This is a genomic window from Glaciimonas sp. PAMC28666, assembly GCF_016917355.1.
Lineage (GTDB): Bacteria > Pseudomonadota > Gammaproteobacteria > Burkholderiales > Burkholderiaceae_D > Glaciimonas.
The window spans coordinates 4,296,172-4,318,506 of record NZ_CP070304.1 but is presented as its reverse complement, the minus strand read 5'-3'; the positions used below and the strand labels follow the sequence as shown (position 1 = coordinate 4,318,506).

The window sequence follows — 22,335 nt, the reverse complement described above, 5'->3', positions numbered from 1 at the left end:
ACCGGCACCATTTTTAATGCCGCCTGCACTCGCGGGAACGGCGCTCAAGATTTGGCTCGGCTGGCGGGCCGATCATCAACTTGCGCATTGACGGACAGGCCGGGCCGCAACTTGCCCAGTTTGCCGCCTTCGCCTTCAAGAATCACGCGCACCGGAACACGCTGCACGATTTTGGTAAAGTTGCCAGTGGCGTTCTCAGCAGGGAGAATACTGAACTGCGCGCCGGTAGCCGGTGCCAGACTCGCCACATGACCACGAAATATTTCATCAGGCAGAACGTCGGCTGTTATCGTGACAACCGACCCTGGATGTATATGCGCCAACTGGTTTTCTTTAAAGTTGGCATCGACCCATAAACCCTGTGCGGGAACGATAGCTAACAGTTGCCCCCCGACGGTCGCATAGGCGCCAAGCCGCGCCCGGCGATTGCCAATGACGCCGTCAATCGGCGCGCGCAATTCGGTATAACTCACATTTAACTCAGCCAAATCGCGTAACGCGACCGCCTGCGCCAACGCTGCCTGAATTTTTTGCTTTTGCGTCGCAATCACATCGATCTGTCGTTGCGCAGCGTTGAGATTAGCATGCGCTTTCTGACTACCTGCGAGCGCTTGCTTATAATCGGCATCCGCTTTTTGGAAGCTTTGAACCGATACCGCGGCCTTGGAAGACAGATTTTGATAGCGACTCTGGTCGTCACGCGCACGGTTAGTTTCAGCGTCGGTGGCGGAGATGCCGGCTTTGGCCTGATCGATCACCGATTCTTGCAAATAGCGGATTGCATCCATGTTGGCTAATTCAGCCTCTTCCGAAGCCACCGCCGCTTTCGCGCGCGACAACGCAACCAGGTAGTCGCGATTGTCAATTCTGACCAGCACATCGCCAGCATGTACCAATTGATTATCGCCAACAACTATTTCCGTAATATTACCTGCCACCTTCGGGCTGATGACCGTCACGTCACCGCCGACATAGGCGTCGTCTGTGTCCTCCATAAAGCGCCCGGTCGTATACCAGTGATGACCGTAAAAAACTGCGCCCAACCCTAAAACAACCACCGCACCAATGATGATTAGTCGGCTTTTTTTTCGTTCTGGTGCTACCTCAGTTTTATTTTTTGCACTGAGTTCGGTGACTTCTTTCGCCATGATGTGACCCGGTAGATGAGATTGAATTAAGTTACTTGCATTACGATAGCTACTACATTAAGCTACTAACTATCGAAATGCAAGTAACTATTTCTAAACTTCGTTCTCTGAGAAAAATGACAGCATGAACACACGCACCGAGACACAACGCAAGCGCCTCTCTCCAAACCAATCAGCGCCTGTCCCACTTCCCCATCTCAGATTCCCATTTTTGAGCGCCGCAGTGCTAGCGTTGAGCGGATTAATAGCGGGATGTGCTATCGGCCCCGACTATCAAAAACCCAATGATTCCAACCTTTCCGCGTTGCACAACGCCAACATGCTCAATGCACGGCAGAGCGCTGGCCCGATGCCTGCACTGGAGACCTGGTGGGAAGGATTTGAAGATCCAGCATTGACGCTTATCATCCAGCGCGTCATGCGGCAGAATCTGGATTTAGCCGCTTCCATTGCCCGAGTCGCCCAGGCGCGCGCCATTGCCACGGCGGCCGGCGCTGAACGCCTTCCACAAGCGGATGCCACCACTAACGCGACCCGGGCCAAGCAGTCTCTGAATAGCCCTCTTGGGAAAATCGCCAGCACCTTTCCGGGATATGAGCGTACCCAGACTTATGTTGATCTGGGTGCGGGTGCCAGTTGGGAGCTTGATCTCTTTGGCGGCTTGAAGCGCGGTAGTGAGGCAGCGAATGCGGAAGAAGAGGCGGCTGAGGCCGATCATTCAGGTTTTCGCCTTTCGGTCGTCGCGGAAGCAGCGGACGCATATTTTCGCCTTCGGGGCGCACAAACACGCATCAAGCTCGCAGAAAATCAGGTCAAAACCGATGGTCGCTTACTACAACTGGTGGGCATTCGCTTGCAGGAAGGCTTGTCCAATAATCGCGAACAGGCGCAGGCGCAAGCCCGATTGTCTGAAGCGCGCGCAACCATTCCACCGTTGCGTTCCGAATTGGAGAAACAGTTAAATCGCCTGGACGTTTTGATGGGTGAACAGCCCGGGACGCCGGCAAATCAAAGTGCTGTTGAATTGGTGAAATCGGTAGACAACTCAGTCATCCCTGCCATCGCCGTGGCAGAAAACCCGACCACGTTGTTGCGGCGTCGTCCTGACGTGATTGCTGCAGAGCGGCGCCTGGCTGCATCCAATGCCAGAATTGGGGTCGCCATGGCGGAATATTATCCCAAAGTATCTCTCTCCGGTTTGCTGGGATTTGGCAGTTTAGGTGCGGCTGGCGCGCTCACCTCGGGCAGCTTTCAGCCAGCGATTGGATTAGGTTTGCGCTGGAGATTGTTCGATTTTGGTCGCATTGACGCAGAGATCGCCCGCGCTAAAGGTGCTAACAACGAAGCATTAATAGCCTATCGCCTGTCCATGTTACGGGCTACAGAAGATGTCGAAAACGCAATCATGACACTCGTTCAATGCGAAGCACAAAGTCATGAGCTGGCGCGCGAGGTGGATGCACATCAGCGCGCACGCGATGCGTCAGAGCAAGCCTACAAGGGTGGCGCAATCAGCCTGACCGAGGTGCTGGAGGAAGATCGTCTGTTATTAACTGGCCGCGATCAGCTGGCGCAGGCGCATGCGGATAACGCACGCGCAGCAGTTGCCACGTTTAGAGCGCTGGGCGGAGGATGGTGATTTTGCCACCCTCGAGTCTGCTTGATCGCAAAAGCGTGCTGCTCTTAATAATTAGTAAACTGCTTGAGTCGCGTTGTGAGTAGTGCGACCTTTTGCTCTGTGGTGTCCGCCAAGGCAATATCGCGCGACGACGGAGTGTCGTCATAGGGCACAGGTTCGGCGAATTGGCTGACCGTCAGATCCCACTTTATCCCGTGAATTTGATTATAGAAGTGCGTTCCTCCAGAGGTCCGGGTAGTCAGGATCTCACCGCCGAAATGATCTTGCACTACAAGCGCGGTAACACTGCAATGATTCTGCGCTGGATTTGATTGAGACCAGGCACCGGTTGGACTTGAAGTGTCGCCAGACCATACCCGTGAAATCGACCGGTATAGGCTCAGGGGCGATGCAAACGTCACCGATGCGGTTGTGATCGAATTTTCCTGGATCATTAAACGTCCCTGTCTTGAAGCATTATCGACACCTTCAGCCACGGCTGATTTAAATTACCAATTCAACTTTATCCTGCATGGACATCAAATGTCGTTCAATCTCAAACACGTGCTGATCTTCTTTACCTAGCTCGCGCAGTGCTTCAGCCAGACCCGTCAGATAATCTTTATTAGGCCCGCTAGGCCCGACAGATGCCGCGATTTGCCGGGCAATATCAAGTTCGGTCGCGGGGCCAAGAAACGCCGTATTTTCTTCTGTCGCAATATAGACCAGCCCTTCAGCCACAGTCCCATCCTCAAACGCTATTTCTGTACAAAGGCGCAGATAGCCGTTTTTTTCGCGAAAATCAATTTGCTCCAGAATATCCGGTGTAATCAGATAAGCGATCCCCTCGCAGGCCGCACCGGCTTGTGGTATGAGGGTAACCACCCTGCCCGGCGCATCAAGCGTGCCGCGATGATCGTAAGATCCTTGCCAGAAACGCCGGCTCCAATTCATAATATATGCTGGTCTCCGCTCTACAAACGGAAAACCAACTTTGAATATCAATGATCCGTATCCGAACAACCATACGCTAGAGTGATCATTAAACCTGTCCATCAACTTATTAATTGCCGTTGTATCAGCAGGCATCGTGAAACCTTTAAACTTTTTTCTTTTTAACTTTTTTCAAGCAGATACGACATGCGTTTTTTCAATAACCATATGCGTGGAGTGTAATGCGGGACATATTTACATGGCTAAAACCTAATACTACCGATTTCTTTCCGAGCCTGCTTGGCAAAATGTGCTAATTTTCTAAAAAAAAATTTTAATCGTTGCTGTTTTTATGCTGTTAAACAACAGCCTGCAGAATTGTCACTCCCTTGAAATAACAGATAAACATTTCGCCCTACCAAATTGTGAGCACGCCGTTTTTATGCAATTTTCTGTTCCGCCATCGCCCCTTCAGCAGCTACCGCCATCAGCACTCCTGGCGCACCCGGTATGGATCAAACGTGATGACTTGATTCATCCGGAGGTCTCGGGAAATAAATTTCGCAAGCTTAAATATCCACTGTTAGCGCTTCAGGAGCGCAATCTCAGCGTAAGGCTGCACACGATGGGCGGCCCCTGGTCTAATCATCTGCATGCATTAGCGCATGCCGGTGCACGCGCGGGATGGCCGACGCGAGGGCTGGTGCGTGGAGCGCAAGGGATGAGTACGGCCACGCTGGACGACTGCCGCAGGCTTGGTATGGAGATTCAATTTGTGTCGCGTGAAGCTTATCGTGCGTTGCGGGACGATCCGGAGGAATGGCGGCGGACTATCCTCGCCTCCGATACCAGCGACGTCTGGTTCCCCGAAGGCGGCAGTACGCCTGACGCTTTGCGGGGTGTAGCAGAGTTGGTGGACGAGCTTCCCTTTATTCCGGAGATCATGATGGTGGCATGCGGGACTGGTGCCACCATGGCCGGACTATTGGCAGGTTTGCGAGGTCGAGGGCGCGTTATCGGGATCGCTGTGCTCAAAAATGCCGATTACCTTCACAAAGAAATCGCATCACTGTTACAGCAAGCTGGTTATCCAACTTATACAAATTACCAGCTGATTACCGATGCCCATCATGGTGGTTACGCAAAGGTCCCACCCGAACTACGCCAGTTCTGCCGTGACTTTACACAAGAGATCGGCATTCCGATTGAGCCGATATACACTGGGAAACTCTTTTTCGCGTTGAAAAAAATGGCCGATGCCCATGCGTTCCGCGACGACGAACGCATCATTGCTATTCATACTGGCGGCATGCAGGGAGCACGCGGATATGTAGATTGAACACGTGCCGGTGAGCCCGGCACGTAGCGACGTTCACTTTCGCGCTCGGCCTATCGCTCCCGTGATACCCATTGAGCTGACGATAATACATAACACCGCAACTCCCTGCGATGTCGTCAATCCTTCTTTTAAAAACAGATAACCGGAAATCGCACCCAACGCTGGTTCAAGACTCATTAACGTACTAAACGTTTTAGAGGGTAATCGGGTTAATGCGATCATTTCCAGGCTGTACGGCAGCGTCGAGGAGAAAAGTGCGACTAACAGCGCAGTCGGCAAAATCGACAACGAGAACAATTCACTTCCGGCGTGGACCCAGCCGATGGGAAAGATAAACATGGTCGCCACCAACGCACCCAGCGGAACGCTCACGCGGCCGTTCGCATCGCCCGCCCTTTTACCGGCAATGATGTAGACAGCCCAACAAGCGCCAGCGAATAACGCAAATAAAATACCGGTCGTATCTAACCCGCCCGATAGTTGACCGATCGGCAACAACAAGAACAATCCAAATACCGCCAGCCCAAGCCAGATCAGATCAGCCGCGCGCCGGGAATAAAATATCGCGACGGCCAGAGGCCCGCTAAATTCGATGGCGACTGCTGGCCCCAACGGGATTGTTTTCAACGCCATGTAAAACGCCAGATTCATGCAACCTAATGCAGTCCCGTAAAGAACAATGGGAAGCCAGACAATCTGCTTTAAAGGCGTCCGCCAGGGACGAAAGATCGCACATAAAAAGATCGCTGAGAATCCGATCCGCAGGGCGGTAACCCCCTCAGCTCCAATATCTGAGAACAGACTTTTAGCCAAAGCCGCGCCGCCCTGCAGTGATGACATGGCGACCAGCAGACAGACGATTGAAAGCGCTTTGCCCTGCCCTTTCATGGCAGCCAAGATCGGTGTTTCTGTACTATCCTGCATAAATTATCTTTTTGATCTTTACTGTTACCAAACTTGCTCTAATCTCAATGACGCCACTGCAGGTCAGCACTGCAATCGGCCTGGAAGAAAAAAAATGGCGAACGTTGGTTCGCCATTTTTTAAAATCAGCCCAAAAGAAAAAGCTTACTTCTTCTTTTTTGCGCCATTTACAGCATCTTTAAATGCTTTGCCGGCGGTGAATTTGACCGTTGTTGCTGCTTTAATTTTGATTGCTTCGCCAGTACGTGGATTACGTCCAACCCGAGCGGCGCGTTTACCGCTACCGAAAGTACCAAATCCGATCAATTGGACGGAATCGCCCTTCTTAACTGCTTTGATGACATTTGCAATCAAAGAGTCGACAGCACGTTTAGCGGCTGCTTTTGACAGTTCACAATCTGCAGCAATACCTTCAATCAATTCATTTTTATTCATTTGATGACTCACTCTTTAGGTTGATAGAAAGAAAATTCTAGCACTGCATTGCCTAAACGAAAGAAAAAAGTCCACTATGAGGGAAAAATAGTTCTGATTTCACATTATTTAACGCAAATGTGGGCCCTCAACGTCTGTTCCTCTCCTGAAATTGCAGTGATAGGGGATAATTATGTTCAAATTCCAGCATGCGCGACGACCTTCGCATGACTATGCTAACCGATTCTCGTATTATTTTAATAAAAAATCATGCCAAAAAACAAGCGACCAGCATCAAGAAAATCCGCCCCTACCGACGAGGAAATTCAGGATAATCTGGTTCAGCAACTGTGCGACCTTTCCATCGGACTGGCCGAGCAGGAAATCGGTACCGTTAGCGAAAACGGCGCACTGGATGGAACCGGAGTCCTGAGGGATACATTAAAAGATCAAGAACGAGAAGTCCACAAGATCATCAAAAAAAGTCTACATCAAAAAAAAGACGACGTCTTGTACGAATCGCTGGATCGTTTGAAGCATGCGGATCTGGCTGTCTATCAATTGCTTAAAGAGCGCATTGAAGAAGCGGCCGAAGTCGTCCTGATCCGCCGCGACGAGGGTATTACGGTTGAAATCAATGCATTTTTAATTCCGATGTTTGTGCGGACCGTGGGTGGCCTGGACAGCGCGCAGTCGTTTCAACATCAGGATGCATTCGATCTGCTGACCAAAAGCGTACAGAAAGCCGGATTGGAAAGCCAGAACGCCAGAGTCGTTCTGGTGAGCTATGCCTACCATTTGGATGAAATCGACAGTATCACCTTTAGCCACATCAATGCGATGGTGCGCGATGCATTTGCCTCTATGACCGATAAAAAAGTACCCGCGACACCGGCCATTGACAGCAGTTTTGGCGGTTGGCCTGAAAGCGATTTCGGGGCGGACGATGTGGCGGTAGAACTCCGCTTTTTGCTTGGATTCGCTTTAAAAACGGCTGACGACCCGTTTTATCACGTACCGGAAGATGATGCGGCTATTGACGCCTATTTCGAGGCCCGTGAAAAGCGCTTTCAGAACTGGACCGAGCAAGCTGCGCCATTAATCAAACAATGTCTGGTGACCGATGGTCGCGCAGTTGATGTTAATTTTCTTTATCAAGATTTATTCCACGGGGGGAAAGAACGCGGCATCGCGGAATACTTCATGCTGCAGATGATGTCGGAATTAAATCACGCTTTGGAGCAACAGGGTATACCCGCAGAAAGCACCACCGCCATCATTGGACCGGCAGAAGTCCGTGGTGACGTGGTTTTACGGGTAAATTTATATAACGACGTGGATGGCGCCTTGATTGCCTCTTCCGAAAAACCTTCCGCAGTCACACGTGAACTCGGCACTGAGATTGATGACACCTACGACGCACTGATGACCATTGGCGTCAAGTCGCTATCAATAGCCATGAAGTTTGATGTTTATGGACAGGCAATCGACGTGCAGGCCTTTGAAGAATCCATAGCAGAAGGCGAAACCGAAGCCGATATCAATGGAAAAAAGAAGCCTACCTAGGTCGGCAATAAAGACCACCGCGAGCAAAGCTGTTAGTTTAGCCGCGGTCGTGTAAGCCACCCTTCACAGCGTGGCGGTTTATCTTGCAGAACCATCCTGCAGAAGGATTATTGACTGCCGCCCGGCATGTTGTTTGCGGGTGGATTAATAATCACAGGTGGCCCCACTTCTGTTGTCACACTCTCTCTTAAGATACCACCGGAGCGTGAGTTTCCTTCTACTACGCCACCCGGTTGCATGCGCTGCACACAGTCCGAACGGTCTTGTTCCGGCAATGCATTGCAACGACTCAATCTATTTTGCTCCAGCTGGGCTTGCGGATCGGTCAACTGGCCCTTTTTTGCAGCCTGAAGAGCGGCACCAGCTTCGCGCAGGCAAGTAGCCCGGTCTTCATTTGAGGTTCCGTTCATGCAAGCAGTGCGCTGCCGTTGATAGGCAGCGTTGGCATTCGATTGGGTGCTATCTGCGGCGTGTGCTGAAGTGCCAACAAGCATGGCCACGAATGTGGCAAGAGCTAAAAACGAGACGTGAAAAAACCTTGGACTACGTTGTACCGCTATATGGGATGTCTGGATCGAGTATCGGGGGGATAGCATAAAAACCTCCTTTTAAGTGCCCCCAATAGTTAGCTGGGGGCTCAAGACGAATTATCTTGCATATGTCGATGATGCCAGTGTTCAACTTCTCAAGATGTAATAAATTGTCGCAAAACAGGGAAAGCGGCGAAGCATACTTTCAAAGGCTGACCTTAAGCGTCGCGTAGAATGAAAATCAAATCAAATCAAATTTAGATTTAAACCACCATACTAATCCAAAGATTAAGCCGATGATTTAAACCTAAACTTCAGACCGTCAAAGCCACCTGACGTTCAATCAATTCTTAATCTGCCTGCAATAATTTCCCCGAAGGCGCTTTTTTTGCAGCAGCCACTTGATGGTCCTCGGCCAGGAATAAATACATGGCGGGAACTACGAACAGCGTAAATAGCGTCCCTATCGACAGCCCTGTAAAGATCACCAGTCCCATTGCGTGTCGACCTGCAGCACCAGCCCCTGAAGCCACCACCAGTGGCAGCACCCCAAATACCATTGCCGCTGTCGTCATCAGAATTGGCCGTAACCGCACGGCGGCAGCTTCTTCAATCGCTTGCCGCTTGGCCATCCCGGTTTTCTGCAATTGATTGGCGACTTCAACGATCAGAATTCCGTGTTTGCTAATTAGTCCCATCAACGTCACCAATCCCACCTCGGTATAAATATTGATCGAGGCGAAACCCAGGAAGATAAACATTGTCGCGCCGAACAAGGCCAGTGGCACGGAGACCAGAATGACGATCGGATCACGGAAACTTTCAAACAATGCAGCCAGCGCCAAAAACACAATAATTACGGCAAACAACATCGTCACCAGAAAACCGCCCGATTCCTGCATGAACTGCCGCGACTGTCCAGAATAATCAACGGTATAACCGCTAGGTGCGACCTCTGCCACTGCGCTACGCATGAAGGCAAGCACATCCCCTTGCGAGGAGCCGGAAACGCCTGACAGCGTAACTGAATTGAGCTGCTGGAAGCGATTGATCGCTTCCGGGACGATGTCGTATTTGATATGCGCAACAGTACTCGCAGGTATCATCGTGCCGGTTGGGGTCTTGATGTAAAAATTCAACACCTCAGCCGGATTCAAACGGTCGACCTGCAAGACCTGTGGAATAACCTTATACGAACGTCCCGCGATTGAAAAATAATTCACATAACCGCCGCCTAAGGCCGCCCCCAGGGCCGACCCGACATCTTGCTGGGTCATACCAAGGGCAGCGATCTTATCGCGATCCACCACTACTGTGGCCTGCGGTTTGTCGATCTTCAAATCGGCATCGATAAAGTAAAACTTGCCAGAGGTACGCGCTTTGTCTAATACCAGTTGCGCTATGGTATTCAGATTTTCGAAAGGTTCGGTCGTGGTAATCACAAACTGCACCGGCAAGCCGGAAGATCCAGGCAGCGCCGGGAACTGAAAGGCAGCAATCTTGGCACCGGCAATCTTATTCCATTGCGCCTGCAAATCTTGTTGGATTTCTTTGGCGCTGCGGGTCCGATCTTCCCATGATTTCAACAACATGCCGCCGATACCTGCATTCACAGTCGGAACACCGGTGATCTGGAACATCTGGCTATATTCAGACATGCTCTTACCGACCTTGAACACCTGGTCCGCATAGGTCTGCATCTGGTCCGAAGTGGCCGTTGGCGCACCGACTACCTGAGACAGGACGATGCCCTGATCTTCTTCCGGTGCCAGTTCAGATTGTGACATCTTGAACATCAACCCCAGCACAACCATCAATATTGCCGCCATGACGATCAATACCGGCCACGTGTTGAGCAATGAATGCAACGTGCGCTGATAGGTGCGGTGCACCTTTTCAAATATCCGATCAATTTTTTGTACAAACCGGCCAGTATCCTGCTCAGGACGGAAGAAGCGAGAGCACATCATCGGCGATAACGTCAAGGCAACGACGCCCGATACCGCCACCGCACCGGCCAAGGTAAATGCAAATTCGGTGAACAACGCGCCGGTCAAACCACCCTGAAAACCAATCGGTATATACACCGCTATCAACACGACCGTCATCGCCAGAATCGGGCTACCCAGTTCGCGGGCGCCCAGCAGGGCCGCATCCATCGGCGACTTCCCTTCCTTCATATGTCGATCAACGTTTTCAACCACAATAATCGCATCGTCCACCACCAGGCCGATTGCCAGCACGATGGCCAACAGCGTCAGCAAGTTGATTGAATACCCCAAGGCCAGCATCACAACGAAGGTACCGATCAGTGACAGCGGCATCGCAATCACAGGCACCAGCACTGCTCGGAAACTGCCAAGGAAGAGGAAAATCACGATCGTTACAATCACCAGCGCCTCAACCAACGTTTTAATGACCTCCTTAATCGAGGTGTTAATAAACGCGGTGGAGTCATATACTATTTCGCCCCTCAGACCAGCGGGTAATTGTGACTGAATCCCTGGAAAAACTGCCCGTACCCGTTTGGCGACATCCAGAATATTGGCGTCTGGTGCAACCTTGATACCGATGAAAACCGAACGCACGCCACTAAAGGCCACGTTAAAGTCGTAATTTTCTGAACCCAACGAGACCGTTGCCAGATCCTCAAGCCGAACCACAGAGTCGCCGCTGTTCTTAATCACGAGCTGTTTAAACTCGTCGACCGAATGGAGATCAGTCCCGGCGGTTAACGGTATCGTGACCATCTGGCCTTTGGTCGATCCCAGCGCTGCGAGGTAATTATTATTCGCCAAGGCGGTACTAACGTCGGCGGCGGTCACACCATAGGCGGCCATTTTGGAAGAGTTAAGCCATGCACGCAGGGCGAACAAGCGCGCTCCCAACAGTTCGGCGGTCTGGACGCCGTCTACCGAGTCCAGCTTCGGTTTCACCACCCTGCTCAAAAAATCGGTCACATTATTAGTCGGCAGCGTGTTGCTATAAAACCCCAGATACATGGCATCTGTGGTCTGGCCGGTTTGAACTGTCAATACCGGTTGCTGCGCCTGCGCTGGCAACTGATTTTTGACCGAGCTGACTTGGGTGTTGATTTCGGTCAGTGCACGATTGGCGTCATAGTTCAACCGCAAAGTCGCCGTGATGGTCGAAACGCCGCTGCTGCTGCTGGACGATAAATAATCAATCCCTTGCGCCTGCGCAATGGCGGACTCCAGCGGTTGGGTAATAAAGCCCGCTATGGTCTGCGCATCGGCACCGTAATAGGTGGTCGAAATGGTGACAACCGCATTTTGTGTTTTGGGATATTGATTGATGGGCAGACTAAACAGTGAACGTAATCCCAGCACCACCAGGAGCAAGCTCACCACCATAGCCAAAACCGGCCGGCGAATAAAGATATCGGTGAAATTCATGAGTAGGCGCCTTGGTAACTCAGTGTTCCTGCGGGGTCGGGCTCGGATTGTCGAGTGGCTGGACCGTATTGTTGATCACTACAGCGGTGCCGTTCTTCAGCTTTAGTTGTCCGCTGGTCACCACACGCTGGCCTTCCTCCAGGCCGGTGAGCACCGCAACTTGATCACCGCGGGTTTCGCCAGTTGTCACAAAGACTTGCTGGACGACCAGATCGCCTTCTTTAGGGGCATTGGGCGGATTAGAAGCTGCGGAAGAATCCTTGGAAGCCGGTTTCTTTTCCGCTGGCTTAATCACAAATACAGTAGAACCATACGGGTTATAGGTGATCGCGGTTTGCGGTAGCGTCAAGTACATTTTCTTGCCACCGACTTCAACGTTGACATTCGCAAACATGCCTGGCAATAGCTGGCGTTTGGTGTTTGCCACAGTGGCCTCGACTTGTACATTACGCGTTGCCGGATCAACCTTTGAACTGATGGCAGTGACTTTGCCGGCAAAGGCCGTATTAGCGTAAGCGTCATTCGTCAGATTCAATACCTGTCCAACCAGCAACCCGCCTAATTGCTTTTGCGGAATAAAGAAATCTACATAAATTGGATCGATCGTTTGCAAGGTCACAATCTTGTCGCCAGGATTGAGATATTGCCCGGGATTGACGGTGGTGATACCCAATTTCCCTGCGAATGGTGCGCGGATGGTTTTCTTGTCGACCGTGGCAGACTGCTGCGCCGCCAGGGCGCGCTTGCTTTTCAGGTCGGCCTGATCACTATCGATCTGCGCCTGACTAATCGCCTGCACCGCAAATTGTTGTTTGTCACGTGCCAGTACTGAGGCTGACAGTTCAGCATTGGCTTCCAGCGAACGCAATTGCGCGATGTCGGAATCGGCGTTGAGTTGCACCAGCAATTGGCCAGCTTTGACGTCGTCGCCAGACTTGAAGTTAATCGTCCGCACCAGACCCGCGATTTCGGTGGTGACATCAACGCCCCGCACGGCTACCATCGTACCTACCGACGATAAGTGCGGCTGCCATTCGACCTTTTTGATGGTCGTCGCCGATATCGTCTGCGCGCCCTGCTTCGGCGCACTGGCAATCAATTTTTTGATATGCAGAAAAAATCCTAGAGCCAGCAGAGCGATCAAAACGACCACCGCTCCGAGCATAATTAGCATGCGTTTAGTCATGGGTACATCCCTTTAGCATTCTGAATTCAGATGTTATTTTGTGGTCTTTTATAAGGCTATAGCGTGCAGGATAAAACGGGCCGAACCTTCAATCTTTACCGGGTTTGCGCTGTGCCCAGGCTTGAGTCTGACACTGGCAACGTCACGCCGGTCGATGCGGCTGCCAATGTGGGGCGATTCCACCAACCGCCGCCCAGCGCCTGGAACAACGCAGCACTATCTGCGTAGCGCGCCGCTTGTGCTTGCACCAATCCGACTCTGGCCTGCTGATAGGTGCGTTGCGCGTCAAGGAGCGTAAGATAGCTAATCGCGCCAAGCTTGAACTGTTGGGTGCTCAGGTCCAGCGACTCACGCGATAGCGACTCGACTTCAGCTTGTTGCTTAAGCGTAGAGGCGTCAGAATCCAGCGCCCGTAAGGTATCCGCAACATTTTGAAATGCCGTCAATACAGTTCCCCGATAATTCGCCGCGGCCACATCGTAAGCGGCGATGGCCGCACGTCTCTTGGCGGTCAGAGCACCACCGTTGAAAATCGGCTGGGTCAATCCCGCCGCAAGGCTCCAGATAGCTGCGCCACTGGTGAATAGCTTAGGAAACTCGGTAGCGACCGGACCGTAACTGCCGGTGAGATTGATCTGCGGATAAAGATTCGCAGTAGCAACCCCGACCTGAGCGCTGGCCTGATGCAGCAAGGATTCACTCGCACGGATGTCGGGCCGCTGGCGCACCAATGCCGATGGCAATGAGACCGGTAAGTCTTGCGGCAACTTTAGCGACGCCAGATCAAATTCAGGCAAGCCCGGTTCGCTCGGCAATCGGCCAGCGTAGACGGCTAACTGATTACGCGTTAGAGCCAAGTTTTTTTCCAGCGGTGGTATGGTTGCACGCGTTTGCGCCACCGTATTACGCTGAAGCAAAATCGTAGAACGTGGAATGGCACCAAAACTGAATTGTTTTTCGATGACATCTAACTGCTGCTCCTGGGCTTTCAGTATCTCGTGCGTTGCCTGCAGTTGTGCACGCAATGATGACTCCTGAATCGCGGTGGTCACCAGATTTGATGTCAGTGTTAAATAAGTGGCTTCCACCTGAAACTGCTGGTAGTCAAGAGTGGCCTTCAACCCTTCAAGCTGACGACGATTTGCGCCGAACACATCTAGGGTGTAAGAAACGTTCACCGAAGCGTTATACAAATTAAACACCCCGTTACCGACAGCGTTCAGCGGACTAGCTTTCTCACGAGTGATGCCTAGCTGACCGGAGACACTCGGCAAGAGCAGGCTTCCCGTCTGAGCGCGCAGGTTTTCCTGCGCTTGCCGCAAAGAAGCTTGGGCGGAAGCCATATTGGGGCTGCGCTTAAGCGCATCACGAATCAGTTGATCCAAGGCGACCGACTGAAATAAAGACCACCACTGCGCCGGAATATCCTGCCCGGCAGCAAAATGCTGTGCCAGGCCAGCTGGCCCGGGCGAGGCGTCGGTTTGCAACGGTAGCGGTGCCGGCGTGTAGTTGTCACCAGCCGCAGGAGCATCGGGAGTTTTGAAGTCAGGACCAACCGCGCAACCTGAGAGCAAGAAGCCAATTGCAAGGCTTAAATATAGGCGTCGTGCGTGTTGTACGTGTTGTACGTATCTTGCGTGTAGTGCGTGTAGTCCGTGTAGTCCGTGCCTGAGCAAAGAAGGTGCTTGGTCCATTCGGCCACGCTGTCCGATAATGGATTGGTTGACCTCAACTGGCAGTTCGCGCGTTTTGTCTGGTGTCTTAATAGATATCATGGTTCTTATCCGACTTAGTATCCGACTTAGTATCCGACTTAATTGCCGTTGGGCCGCCACCGCATCATTAAAGGCATGCTTCGAATAACGGAATACCGGCGATTTTACCTAATTTGTTCTCAGACAGAAGAGCCGCACTGTCACTCTGCAAACCAAGTGACGCATGGAAATAACGGATGTCGATTATTTAACATATCGCTGCTTCACTCGCTCAGCTGCGCGGCATTAATACACCGTACTATCGCGCCATCCGCAATTATAAAAATGAAGTGTGTTAATGTAGCATGAATTAAAAAAACCAAACGTTTTATTTATCCATGAAAATTACGGCACCCAAAATCAGACAAACAGTGAAGCAAAAAACGATCGCGGCAGTTGTCGGGGAAGTCAGCATTTCTAGTGCCGAAGAAAATACTAAAAAGCCCCGCCTGGGCCGACCGCGCTCAGGTACGGAGGCCGAACGCCTTGACCTCCTCCTGGATGCAGCGACAACTGTGTTTTTGAAGGAGGGATACGGACTGGCGAGCATTGCTCAGATTGCACGCGCCGCTGGCGTGTCCACACGCACCATTTACGAAACTTTCGCTAACAAGTCCGCACTGTTGGTAGCAACAGTAAAACGATTAGTAGTGAATGAGCTCACCAAGGTGATTGAAGATGGTGTGCTTGACACCTGCACCCCCGAAGCCGCGTTGACCAAACTCGGCACCGTCATTGTCACTCGCGTTATTTCTACCGACGCCATCAGGCTATATCGGCTTGGATTAGCAGAAGTCGCGCGCACTCCCGACCTGGCAGAAAATGTCTGCAAGGCCGGTCCCATGCACACCGAATCGTTAGTTGCCGGTTATCTCCGGGCGCAGGTAGACCGAGGAACATTGCGAATAGAAGATCCCATCATGGCTGCACGATTATTTATCAGCATGGTGACTTCTGCCCCACTTCACCATGCCTTGTTTGGCTTAATGCATCGAATTGAACAAACTGAGCTAGACCAGCATATCGAAAGCGCGGTAAAGTTATTTCTAAATGGAACGTTACCCCGGAATAAATAATCGAAACCAAGGCAAAATGAAAAACACGCATCATGATCGCTTTTTCCCGCTAATCCATTACACCGGAACGATACTTCGCCATCGTTCCGAAATGTAACAAGCGAACAATTATTCTTTAACGTTTCTGCGTACCCACGTTTTCCATCCTATTTTTTACAGTATTCATTTCACCCAATTGATTTCGGCCTATTAACATTCAACGACGCCCCGGGTCTACCATGCGCGAACTCCCCGATCTGATCGCTTGCGAAGGATGTGACGCTATTTATCAGAAGCGCTCACTGCATCACCGCGAAATTGCTGTTTGCGTGCGTTGCGGCACCGAACTAGGTCGTGATTTCTCACGCGCACGCGCACGCATCTTGCCGCTGGCAGTAGCTGGCCTGATTGTATTCATTATTGCCAATGCCTTTCCGATTGTAGAGATTGAGCTGCAGGGCCTCACTAATCAGACAACGCTATTCGGCGCGGTGCTGGCGTTGTATGCTGAAGGCATGTCGCTGGTGGCTTTTCTGGTATTAGCAACCACCATACTTTCCCCTGCCTTACAGCTGATAATTCTCATTTATTTGTTGGTGCCACGCTCGGAAGCGGTACAGCCACCGGTCTTTCGCTGGCTGCTACATACGATGCAGGCGCTGCGTCCGTGGGGCATGATCGAAGTATTTTTACTCGGCGTTCTGGTCGCCATCGTCAAACTCTCCAACATGGCGACCGTTTTGCCGGGCATTGCATTATGGGCTTTCGGCGTGTTGACCATTTTGCTGGCGGCCATCATTTCCTTTGATCCGCGCTATCTTTGGCAGACAGTGGCCGCATCATCCGACGAAGGCGCACCGTGAGTACCACGACCCCGACTTCCCATCCAACGGGTCGCCCGGGCAGGGCCAGCGTCGACCACGCAAACAATGTGGACCACATAGACACAGATGATGCCGACGAAACTACCGCCAGCATTCCGCTCCCGACCGCGATCAGCCTTGGGCTCATCTCTTGCCATCATTGCGGCACGGTTTGGGATAAAGCTAAGGCACACGAGCAGGAGCGCTGCGGCCGTTGTCAGGCGCGGTTGCATCTACGCAAGCCAGATAGTATCAACCGCACGTGGGCTTTGCTAATCGCCGCTTGCATGATGTACATCCCCGCCAATTTGATGCCGGTCATGATTACCCGGACCTTATTTACCGAGCAGCATGACACCATCCTCAGCGGCATCATTTATTTCTGGGTATCAGGAGATTGGGAGCTTGCCTGCGTTGTTTTTATCGCCAGCTTTCTGGTCCCTTTGTTCAAACTCAGCGCGATGATTTTGTTGACCGTGACGGCGCAACGGAAAAGCCGCTGGCGTCGCTTGCAACGCGCAAAACTTTATCGTATTGTCGAAGCAATCGGGCGCTGGTCGATGCTGGATGTTTTTGTCGTATCGTTGCTGGCTGGACTGGTTCAGATTAGCGGTTTTGCCCGAATTACCGCAGGGGTCGGCGTAGCTGCGTTTGGCTCGGTAGTCATACTGACGATGCTCGCGTCCCTGACCTTCGATCCTCGTTTGATCTGGGACGCGCGTACGGAAGATCCTCCTCCGGACGAGGCGCAGCAGAATGAACATCCAGATCACTCATCAGCCCCCAAAGCCGCACCAAAGGATCAACTGAAAGAAACCAATGACTGAAGAAAAAGAAAATCCTTCGCTGCCTGACCTGCCACGGCCGAAATTAAAGCGTCAGCGTAACTGGCTACCTTCTCTGGTTTGGTTAATTCCGATTGTTGCCGCCGTCGTCGGGCTAACGCTGGTGGCGAGAATCATCATCGAGCGCGGCCCCGTTATCACCGTGACATTTGTCACAGCAGAGGGTCTGGAAGCGGGCAAAACCAAAGTCAAATATAAAGATGTCGATATCGGTACCGTTGAAAAAATTACCCTCAGCAGAGACCACTCTCACATTATTGCGACCATACAATTATTAAAAGAAGCCAAAAGCTTTACCGCCATGGATGCCCGCTTTTGGGTAGTCCGCCCGCGGGTCGCGGCGTCCGGCATTTCTGGTCTTGGCACCCTGCTCTCTGGCGCGTATATCGGTGCTGATGCAGGCAACTCCAAAGAGACCAAAGACGAATTTACCGGACTCGAAGTCCAGCCGATCGTCACTCGCGACTCCGCAGGCTTGCGGTATTTGCTGCACGCCGGTGATATCGGGTCGCTGGATATTGGATCACCCATTTACTATCGCCGGATTAAAGTTGGCCAGGTAGCCGCTTTCGATCTGGATAACGATGGCAAAGGCGTGACTTTACGTATTTTTATCAATGCTCCCTATCAGAAGTTTGTCGGCGCAAATACACGCTTCTGGCATGCCAGCGGTTTCGATATGCAGATCAATTCCAGCGGCTTTAAACTACGCACAGAATCATTGGCTACCGTCGTGCTGGGTGGGATCGCCATGCAGTCGCCCGACGACGACATCGGTACTGCGGCGAAAGAAAACACCGCATTTTCCTTAGCAGAAGACGAAAGCACTGCTATGAAACCGCCTGATGGTCCACCTCAAACAGTTTTACTGCACTTTAATCAATCGCTACGCGGACTGTCGCCAGGTGCGACGGTTGATTTCCGCGGCGTCGAGTTGGGCGAAGTGAAGTCCATCGGGGTCGAATACGACGACAAAAAACGTGAATTTTTGATGCCGGTCCTGATCCAGATCTATCCTGAACGACTTGGACGTCGGATGATCGAAGACGAAAAGGAATCTCCTTATACCCAGCAACAACGGCTGCAATATATGATCAGTCACGGGCTGCGCGCCCAGTTACGCACAGGGAATCTGCTCACGGGGCAGATTTACGTCGCCCTCGATTTTTTCCCGAAAGCGCCACCAGTAAACATAGACGTTACCAAAAACCCGTTAGAGTTACCGACTATTCCAAATAGTCTGGACGAAATTCAGTCTCAAATTGCCGACATCGCTCGCAAATTGAGCAAAGTGCCTTTCGACCAAATCGGTGGCGATCTGCAGAAAACGTTGGGTACGCTTAATCGCACTCTCACCAATACGGAGAAGCTAACCAACACCCTGAACACTGATATTGCCCCAGACGTGTCTGCTGCGATGAAAGACTTGCGCAAAACTTTGTCTGCCGCTCAGCAAACGCTATCGTCAGATGCACCCTTACAGCAGGACATCCGCCAGACCTTGCAAGAATTATCGCGCTCGGCGGCTTCATTGCGGGTGCTCACCGATTATCTGGAACGCCATCCTGAATCATTGATCCGTGGCAAGCAAGAGGACAAAAAATGACATTTCCCCCGACGATCACCCAATCCCGCGCGCATGCATCCTACCGGCAGTTTGTGCTATGTAGCGTCTCTGCGATAGCAGCGGTCACCGTTTTGGCAGGCTGCTCGGTTACCCCGACCAGGTTTTATACTCTGGCGGTGCCATCCGCTACCGGGACCTCCAAATCAGGCACGGCCCAGAATATCTACATTGAAGTGCCCCCCGTCGGCGTTCCAGAACGTCTGGCGCGACCGCAATTAGTCGTACGAGCACAGAACACACGCGTCGATATCCTCGAACAGGATCGTTGGTCCTCGTCGTTTAATTATGAATTGCACGATGCACTCGCCAGCGGCCTCGCCGACAAATTGGGTGCAGTTGATGTGACTCGTGGGGGGCACCCATCAGACTCGCCAAGTTACCGAATTGCAGTCGATTTGCGAGAATTCGATGCGGCGCCGGGGGACAAGGTTCAAGCATTATTCGGCTGGACGATTACGCGCTCGGATAACGGTTCCAGTGCCTCTTGTCAGCTGGCTGTAACCGAACCGGTCAGTGCCGGAATGGATGCGCTGGTGGCAGGGGTTCAACGTGCGGTAGCAGATACCGTCAACGGTATAGTCGCCAACGTAGGGACATTGGCAAGCGGCAGTCCGACCCAATGCAGGGGGTCTTAATTCTGATCTCCACAACCGTGCCAACACTGGTTTGACATTGACCGGCAAGCATCCTTCTGCACAATAAAGCACGCTTTGGAATATCAACCATTCCGTAGCGTGCTTTTTTGTTGAAGCTGTCTGTTTCGTTGCGTCAGGCTAGTCTAAAGTTAATATCCCGCTATTTTTTTGATCCTGCAGGAATGCTCAGTTGCTCCAAAATCTGATAAGCGGCGGTCACGCGTTGCTCAACCGGATAGGCTTTGTTTGCAAGGATTACAATGCCGATTTTTTTAGCAGGAACAAAGGCGGCATAGGCTGAAAAGCCATTGGTTGAACCTGTCTTGTTGATCAGTACCTCTTTTTGCGGCTGCAACGGCGGGTTTAATCTGGTCGCTTGCGATCCGTCATAAACGAAAGTCGCGGCGTTACCAGCTAACAGCCGTTTCAACCCAACCGGGTATGTATATTGTTCCCATATTAAATCCTGGGTAAATTCGCCTGTCTTGAAATAGCCGGTATGGGTATCAGTGATTGCGCGTTGCAGCTTGCCATCAAGCTGAACCATCTGCATGTTGGCATTAATAAATCGGATCAGGTCCGTGGTATCGGACTTCACTCCGTAGGCTTCGGATGCCAGCACGGCGGGGGTAACTCTGACTGGCACATCCTTTGCGGTGTAGCCTTGCGCATAATCCTGCATCTGATCTCTTGGAACAGTGATGTAACTATGCCGCATTCCAAGCTGCGGAAACAGCGTCTTCTGAAGCGCGTCTTCGAAGGACATATTCATGCTTTTTGCTGCAATCATACCAAGCATGCCAATACTCAGGTTTGAGTATTTTCTGTAAGTCCCGGCGGCGTGCACAGGCTTCCATTGTTTAAAATAATTCATCAACTGATCAGTGTCGGTAATATTGTCTGGCACCTGCAACGGGAGCCCACCGGCAGTATGCGTTCCCAAATCTAACAGACTGATGTCGTCAAAACTACTGCCGCGCAACGAAGGAAAATATTTACTGGCACTATCTGATAATGAAAGATTGCCATTAACCTGAGCATAAGAAACCAGCGTCGCCGTCAACGTTTTGCTGAACGACCCGATCTCAAATAACGTTTTGTTGGTAATGCGCTGCTGGGTTTCCTTTGACGCTACACCGTAGTTGTAGAAGTAACTTTTGCCATCAACAGTCACGGCAATCGCCATGCCTGGAATGGTATATTGCTTTATCAAGGGCTGGATCGCTTGATCCACAGCGGCTTTAATACTGGACTGGTCAACGTTATCAGCCGTTGCGCCACTCGTGATAAAAAATAACGATAACAGAGATAGGATTTTCATCCGGCTTATGATGTGTTGACCCATGGTTGATAACGCTTCCTGTAAAAAACTTAATAAAAGATTGGTAATCGTACCCAGCGTTCAAACACTCGCTGACACTGCGTGCACGCATGTTGTATGCACGCAGCGTTGCACCCGAGACAATATCCTCCCTTCGCCGATTGTTGACAAGCGAGAAGAATTTCGTCTAGAGTAAAGAAAATCTTATGCCTATCTCCTCATGCGATCTTCTCTTCCACTTAATGCACTGCGCGCATTCGAGGCCTCGGCGCGGCACCTGAATTTCACGCGGGCCGCGCTCGAACTGAACGTGACCCAGGCAGCCGTTAGTCAGCAGGTCAGAATGCTTGAAGAGCGGCTGGGAACGACTCTCTTCAAACGCCTGCCGCGTGGACTGGGAATGACCGACGAAGGCCGCGCACTTCTGCCTGTGCTAACCGATGCGTTCGGTCGCATTGAGGCTGTTTTGAAGCAGTTCGAAGGGGGCCATTTTCATGAAGTGCTGACGGTCGGGGTGGTCGGTACATTCGCGGTCGGCTGGCTGATGCCCCGGCTCAAATTATTTCGGGAGGCGCATCCCTTCGTTGCGCTAAGACTGCTGACCAACAACAATCTGGTTGACTTGGCGGCGGAAGGACTGGACTGTGCAATCCGGTTCGGTGAGGGCGGCTGGCCTGCGACCAACGATGTATTGCTGCTCGAAGCTCCGCTGGCAGCGTTGTGCGCGCCCGACGTTGCGCAGCGGCTGCTTGCGCCGCCTGATCTGTCGAGGGAGACGCTCTTGCGTTCTTATCGCGTGGAGGAATGGAACAGCTGGTTTGAAGCCGCCGAGCTTGCGCCATGGATGATCAACGGTCCGATTTTTGACTCGTCGCGGTTGATGGTCGAAGCCGCGATGCAGAGCGCGGGAGTCGCTTTGGCCCCGCGGCGCATGTTTGTTCGCGAACTTCAGGCTGGATTGCTGGTTTGCCCGTTTGATATTGAGATTAAAGCGGGCAGTTATTGGCTGACCTGGCTGAAATCAAGATCCATGTCGCCAGCGATGCAGTTATTCTACAAATGGATTTTGAAGGAAGCAGCAGACGAAACCGCTATTCAGGCTGTCGATGTCGATGTCGATTAGTTAGCTGGGACTACCTGAATTGCCAGCCCTCAGGAATA

19 protein-coding genes are annotated in these 22,335 nt (G+C 51.8%); 9 read left to right on the top strand and 10 right to left on the bottom strand.

The features are described from left to right. Nucleotides 1-44 precede the first annotated feature (44 nt). The gene (locus JQN73_RS18360) at nucleotides 45-1,148 is read right to left on the bottom strand and encodes an HlyD family secretion protein (RefSeq protein WP_205320399.1); all 1,104 of its coding nucleotides are present in this window, start codon (nucleotides 1,146-1,148) and stop codon (nucleotides 45-47) included. A gap of 124 nt (nucleotides 1,149-1,272) precedes the next feature. Between JQN73_RS18360 and JQN73_RS18355 the strand changes: the two genes are divergently transcribed. Continuing rightward, the gene (locus tag JQN73_RS18355) at nucleotides 1,273-2,787 is read left to right on the top strand and encodes an efflux transporter outer membrane subunit (protein ID WP_205320398.1); all 1,515 of its coding nucleotides are present in this window, start codon (nucleotides 1,273-1,275) and stop codon (nucleotides 2,785-2,787) included. 44 nt (nucleotides 2,788-2,831) lie between these two features. Here the strand turns inward: JQN73_RS18355 and JQN73_RS18350 are convergent, their stop codons facing one another. Then, nucleotides 2,832-3,221 (bottom strand): hypothetical protein, encoded by a 390-nt coding sequence (locus JQN73_RS18350; RefSeq protein WP_205320397.1) that lies wholly within the window; start codon nucleotides 3,219-3,221, stop codon nucleotides 2,832-2,834. 49 nt (nucleotides 3,222-3,270) lie between these two features. Beyond that, nucleotides 3,271-3,855 (bottom strand): gamma-glutamylcyclotransferase, encoded by a 585-nt coding sequence (locus JQN73_RS18345; RefSeq protein ID WP_205320396.1) that lies wholly within the window; start codon nucleotides 3,853-3,855, stop codon nucleotides 3,271-3,273. A gap of 286 nt (nucleotides 3,856-4,141) precedes the next feature. Between JQN73_RS18345 and JQN73_RS18340 the strand changes: the two genes are divergently transcribed. Then, complete coding sequence (locus JQN73_RS18340) at nucleotides 4,142-5,038, top strand: 1-aminocyclopropane-1-carboxylate deaminase/D-cysteine desulfhydrase (protein ID WP_205320395.1); 897 nt, start codon at nucleotides 4,142-4,144, stop codon at nucleotides 5,036-5,038. A 33-nt stretch (nucleotides 5,039-5,071) separates the two neighbouring features. Here JQN73_RS18340 and JQN73_RS18335 read toward each other — a convergent pair whose 3' ends face one another. Then, on the bottom strand, nucleotides 5,072-5,878 hold the full coding sequence (locus tag JQN73_RS18335; protein WP_205323458.1) for an EamA family transporter: 807 nt from the start codon (nucleotides 5,876-5,878) through the stop codon (nucleotides 5,072-5,074). Between the two features lie 228 nt (nucleotides 5,879-6,106). Then, nucleotides 6,107-6,397, bottom strand: coding sequence for an HU family DNA-binding protein (locus tag JQN73_RS18330; RefSeq protein WP_205320394.1), 291 nt, complete (start codon nucleotides 6,395-6,397; stop codon nucleotides 6,107-6,109). A gap of 249 nt (nucleotides 6,398-6,646) precedes the next feature. Between JQN73_RS18330 and JQN73_RS18325 the strand changes: the two genes are divergently transcribed. Then, nucleotides 6,647-7,942 carry a DUF2863 family protein gene (locus JQN73_RS18325; protein ID WP_205320393.1) on the top strand — a complete coding sequence of 432 codons (1,296 nt, stop codon included), beginning with the start codon at nucleotides 6,647-6,649 and terminating at the stop codon, nucleotides 7,940-7,942. 107 nt (nucleotides 7,943-8,049) lie between these two features. Here the strand turns inward: JQN73_RS18325 and JQN73_RS18320 are convergent, their stop codons facing one another. The 4 genes from JQN73_RS18320 to JQN73_RS18305 form a co-directional block, all read right to left on the bottom strand. Beyond that, nucleotides 8,050-8,538 carry a hypothetical protein gene (locus JQN73_RS18320; RefSeq protein WP_205320392.1) on the bottom strand — a complete coding sequence of 163 codons (489 nt, stop codon included), beginning with the start codon at nucleotides 8,536-8,538 and terminating at the stop codon, nucleotides 8,050-8,052. Nucleotides 8,539-8,822: 284 nt separating this feature from the next. Then, nucleotides 8,823-11,888: an efflux RND transporter permease subunit gene (locus tag JQN73_RS18315; protein ID WP_205320391.1), complete on the bottom strand. Its 3,066-nt coding sequence runs from the start codon at nucleotides 11,886-11,888 to the stop codon at nucleotides 8,823-8,825. A 19-nt stretch (nucleotides 11,889-11,907) separates the two neighbouring features. Then, the gene (locus JQN73_RS18310; RefSeq protein ID WP_205320390.1) at nucleotides 11,908-13,074 is read right to left on the bottom strand and encodes an efflux RND transporter periplasmic adaptor subunit; all 1,167 of its coding nucleotides are present in this window, start codon (nucleotides 13,072-13,074) and stop codon (nucleotides 11,908-11,910) included. Nucleotides 13,075-13,169: 95 nt separating this feature from the next. Then, nucleotides 13,170-14,849: an efflux transporter outer membrane subunit gene (locus JQN73_RS18305; protein ID WP_240162322.1), complete on the bottom strand. Its 1,680-nt coding sequence runs from the start codon at nucleotides 14,847-14,849 to the stop codon at nucleotides 13,170-13,172. A gap of 350 nt (nucleotides 14,850-15,199) precedes the next feature. Here JQN73_RS18305 and JQN73_RS18300 point away from each other — a divergent pair, with 350 nt between their 5' ends. From JQN73_RS18300 to JQN73_RS18280, 5 genes are all read left to right on the top strand, one after another. Beyond that, nucleotides 15,200-15,904 carry a TetR/AcrR family transcriptional regulator gene (locus JQN73_RS18300; protein ID WP_205320389.1) on the top strand — a complete coding sequence of 235 codons (705 nt, stop codon included), beginning with the start codon at nucleotides 15,200-15,202 and terminating at the stop codon, nucleotides 15,902-15,904. Between the two features lie 218 nt (nucleotides 15,905-16,122). Then, nucleotides 16,123-16,746, top strand: coding sequence for a paraquat-inducible protein A (locus JQN73_RS18295; RefSeq protein ID WP_205320388.1), 624 nt, complete (start codon nucleotides 16,123-16,125; stop codon nucleotides 16,744-16,746). A gap of 113 nt (nucleotides 16,747-16,859) precedes the next feature. Continuing rightward, entirely contained in the window at nucleotides 16,860-17,573 is a 714-nt protein-coding gene (locus JQN73_RS18290; protein WP_240162603.1) for a paraquat-inducible protein A, read from the top strand. Further along, nucleotides 17,566-19,197: an intermembrane transport protein PqiB gene (locus JQN73_RS18285; RefSeq protein WP_205320387.1), complete on the top strand. Its 1,632-nt coding sequence runs from the start codon at nucleotides 17,566-17,568 to the stop codon at nucleotides 19,195-19,197. The genes JQN73_RS18290 and JQN73_RS18285 overlap by 8 nt, the downstream gene beginning before the upstream one ends. Beyond that, nucleotides 19,194-19,853, top strand: a complete 660-nt coding sequence (locus JQN73_RS18280; RefSeq protein WP_205320386.1) for a membrane integrity-associated transporter subunit PqiC — start codon at nucleotides 19,194-19,196, stop codon at nucleotides 19,851-19,853. The genes JQN73_RS18285 and JQN73_RS18280 overlap by 4 nt, the downstream gene beginning before the upstream one ends. Nucleotides 19,854-20,013: 160 nt before the next feature. Here JQN73_RS18280 and ampC read toward each other — a convergent pair whose 3' ends face one another. Next, a complete protein-coding gene (ampC, locus tag JQN73_RS18275; protein WP_370551258.1) occupies nucleotides 20,014-21,198 on the bottom strand; it encodes a class C beta-lactamase in 1,185 nt (394 codons plus the stop codon). A 196-nt stretch (nucleotides 21,199-21,394) separates the two neighbouring features. On the opposite strand from ampC, the gene JQN73_RS18270 reads away from it, so the two are divergent. After that, nucleotides 21,395-22,297, top strand: a complete 903-nt coding sequence (locus tag JQN73_RS18270) for a LysR family transcriptional regulator (protein WP_205320384.1) — start codon at nucleotides 21,395-21,397, stop codon at nucleotides 22,295-22,297. The last annotated feature ends 38 nt before the right edge of the window (nucleotides 22,298-22,335 follow it).

Coding starts and splice junctions, on each gene's coding strand:
- JQN73_RS18280 (WP_205320386.1), top strand. CDS start 19,194: ATGACATTTCCCCCGACGATCACCCAATCCCGCGCGCATGCATCCTAC.
- JQN73_RS18350 (WP_205320397.1), bottom strand. CDS start 3,221: ATGATCCAGGAAAATTCGATCACAACCGCATCGGTGACGTTTGCATCG.
- JQN73_RS18345 (WP_205320396.1), bottom strand. CDS start 3,855: ATGCCTGCTGATACAACGGCAATTAATAAGTTGATGGACAGGTTTAAT.
- JQN73_RS18305 (WP_240162322.1), bottom strand. CDS start 14,849: ATGATATCTATTAAGACACCAGACAAAACGCGCGAACTGCCAGTTGAG.
- JQN73_RS18330 (WP_205320394.1), bottom strand. CDS start 6,397: ATGAATAAAAATGAATTGATTGAAGGTATTGCTGCAGATTGTGAACTG.
- JQN73_RS18360 (WP_205320399.1), bottom strand. CDS start 1,148: ATGGCGAAAGAAGTCACCGAACTCAGTGCAAAAAATAAAACTGAGGTA.
- JQN73_RS18355 (WP_205320398.1), top strand. CDS start 1,273: ATGAACACACGCACCGAGACACAACGCAAGCGCCTCTCTCCAAACCAA.
- JQN73_RS18320 (WP_205320392.1), bottom strand. CDS start 8,538: ATGCTATCCCCCCGATACTCGATCCAGACATCCCATATAGCGGTACAA.
- JQN73_RS18270 (WP_205320384.1), top strand. CDS start 21,395: ATGCGATCTTCTCTTCCACTTAATGCACTGCGCGCATTCGAGGCCTCG.
- JQN73_RS18340 (WP_205320395.1), top strand. CDS start 4,142: ATGCAATTTTCTGTTCCGCCATCGCCCCTTCAGCAGCTACCGCCATCA.
- JQN73_RS18315 (WP_205320391.1), bottom strand. CDS start 11,888: ATGAATTTCACCGATATCTTTATTCGCCGGCCGGTTTTGGCTATGGTG.
- JQN73_RS18295 (WP_205320388.1), top strand. CDS start 16,123: ATGCGCGAACTCCCCGATCTGATCGCTTGCGAAGGATGTGACGCTATT.
- JQN73_RS18310 (WP_205320390.1), bottom strand. CDS start 13,074: ATGACTAAACGCATGCTAATTATGCTCGGAGCGGTGGTCGTTTTGATC.
- ampC (WP_370551258.1), bottom strand. CDS start 21,198: ATGGGTCAACACATCATAAGCCGGATGAAAATCCTATCTCTGTTATCG.
- JQN73_RS18335 (WP_205323458.1), bottom strand. CDS start 5,878: ATGTCATCACTGCAGGGCGGCGCGGCTTTGGCTAAAAGTCTGTTCTCA.
- JQN73_RS18285 (WP_205320387.1), top strand. CDS start 17,566: ATGACTGAAGAAAAAGAAAATCCTTCGCTGCCTGACCTGCCACGGCCG.
- JQN73_RS18325 (WP_205320393.1), top strand. CDS start 6,647: ATGCCAAAAAACAAGCGACCAGCATCAAGAAAATCCGCCCCTACCGAC.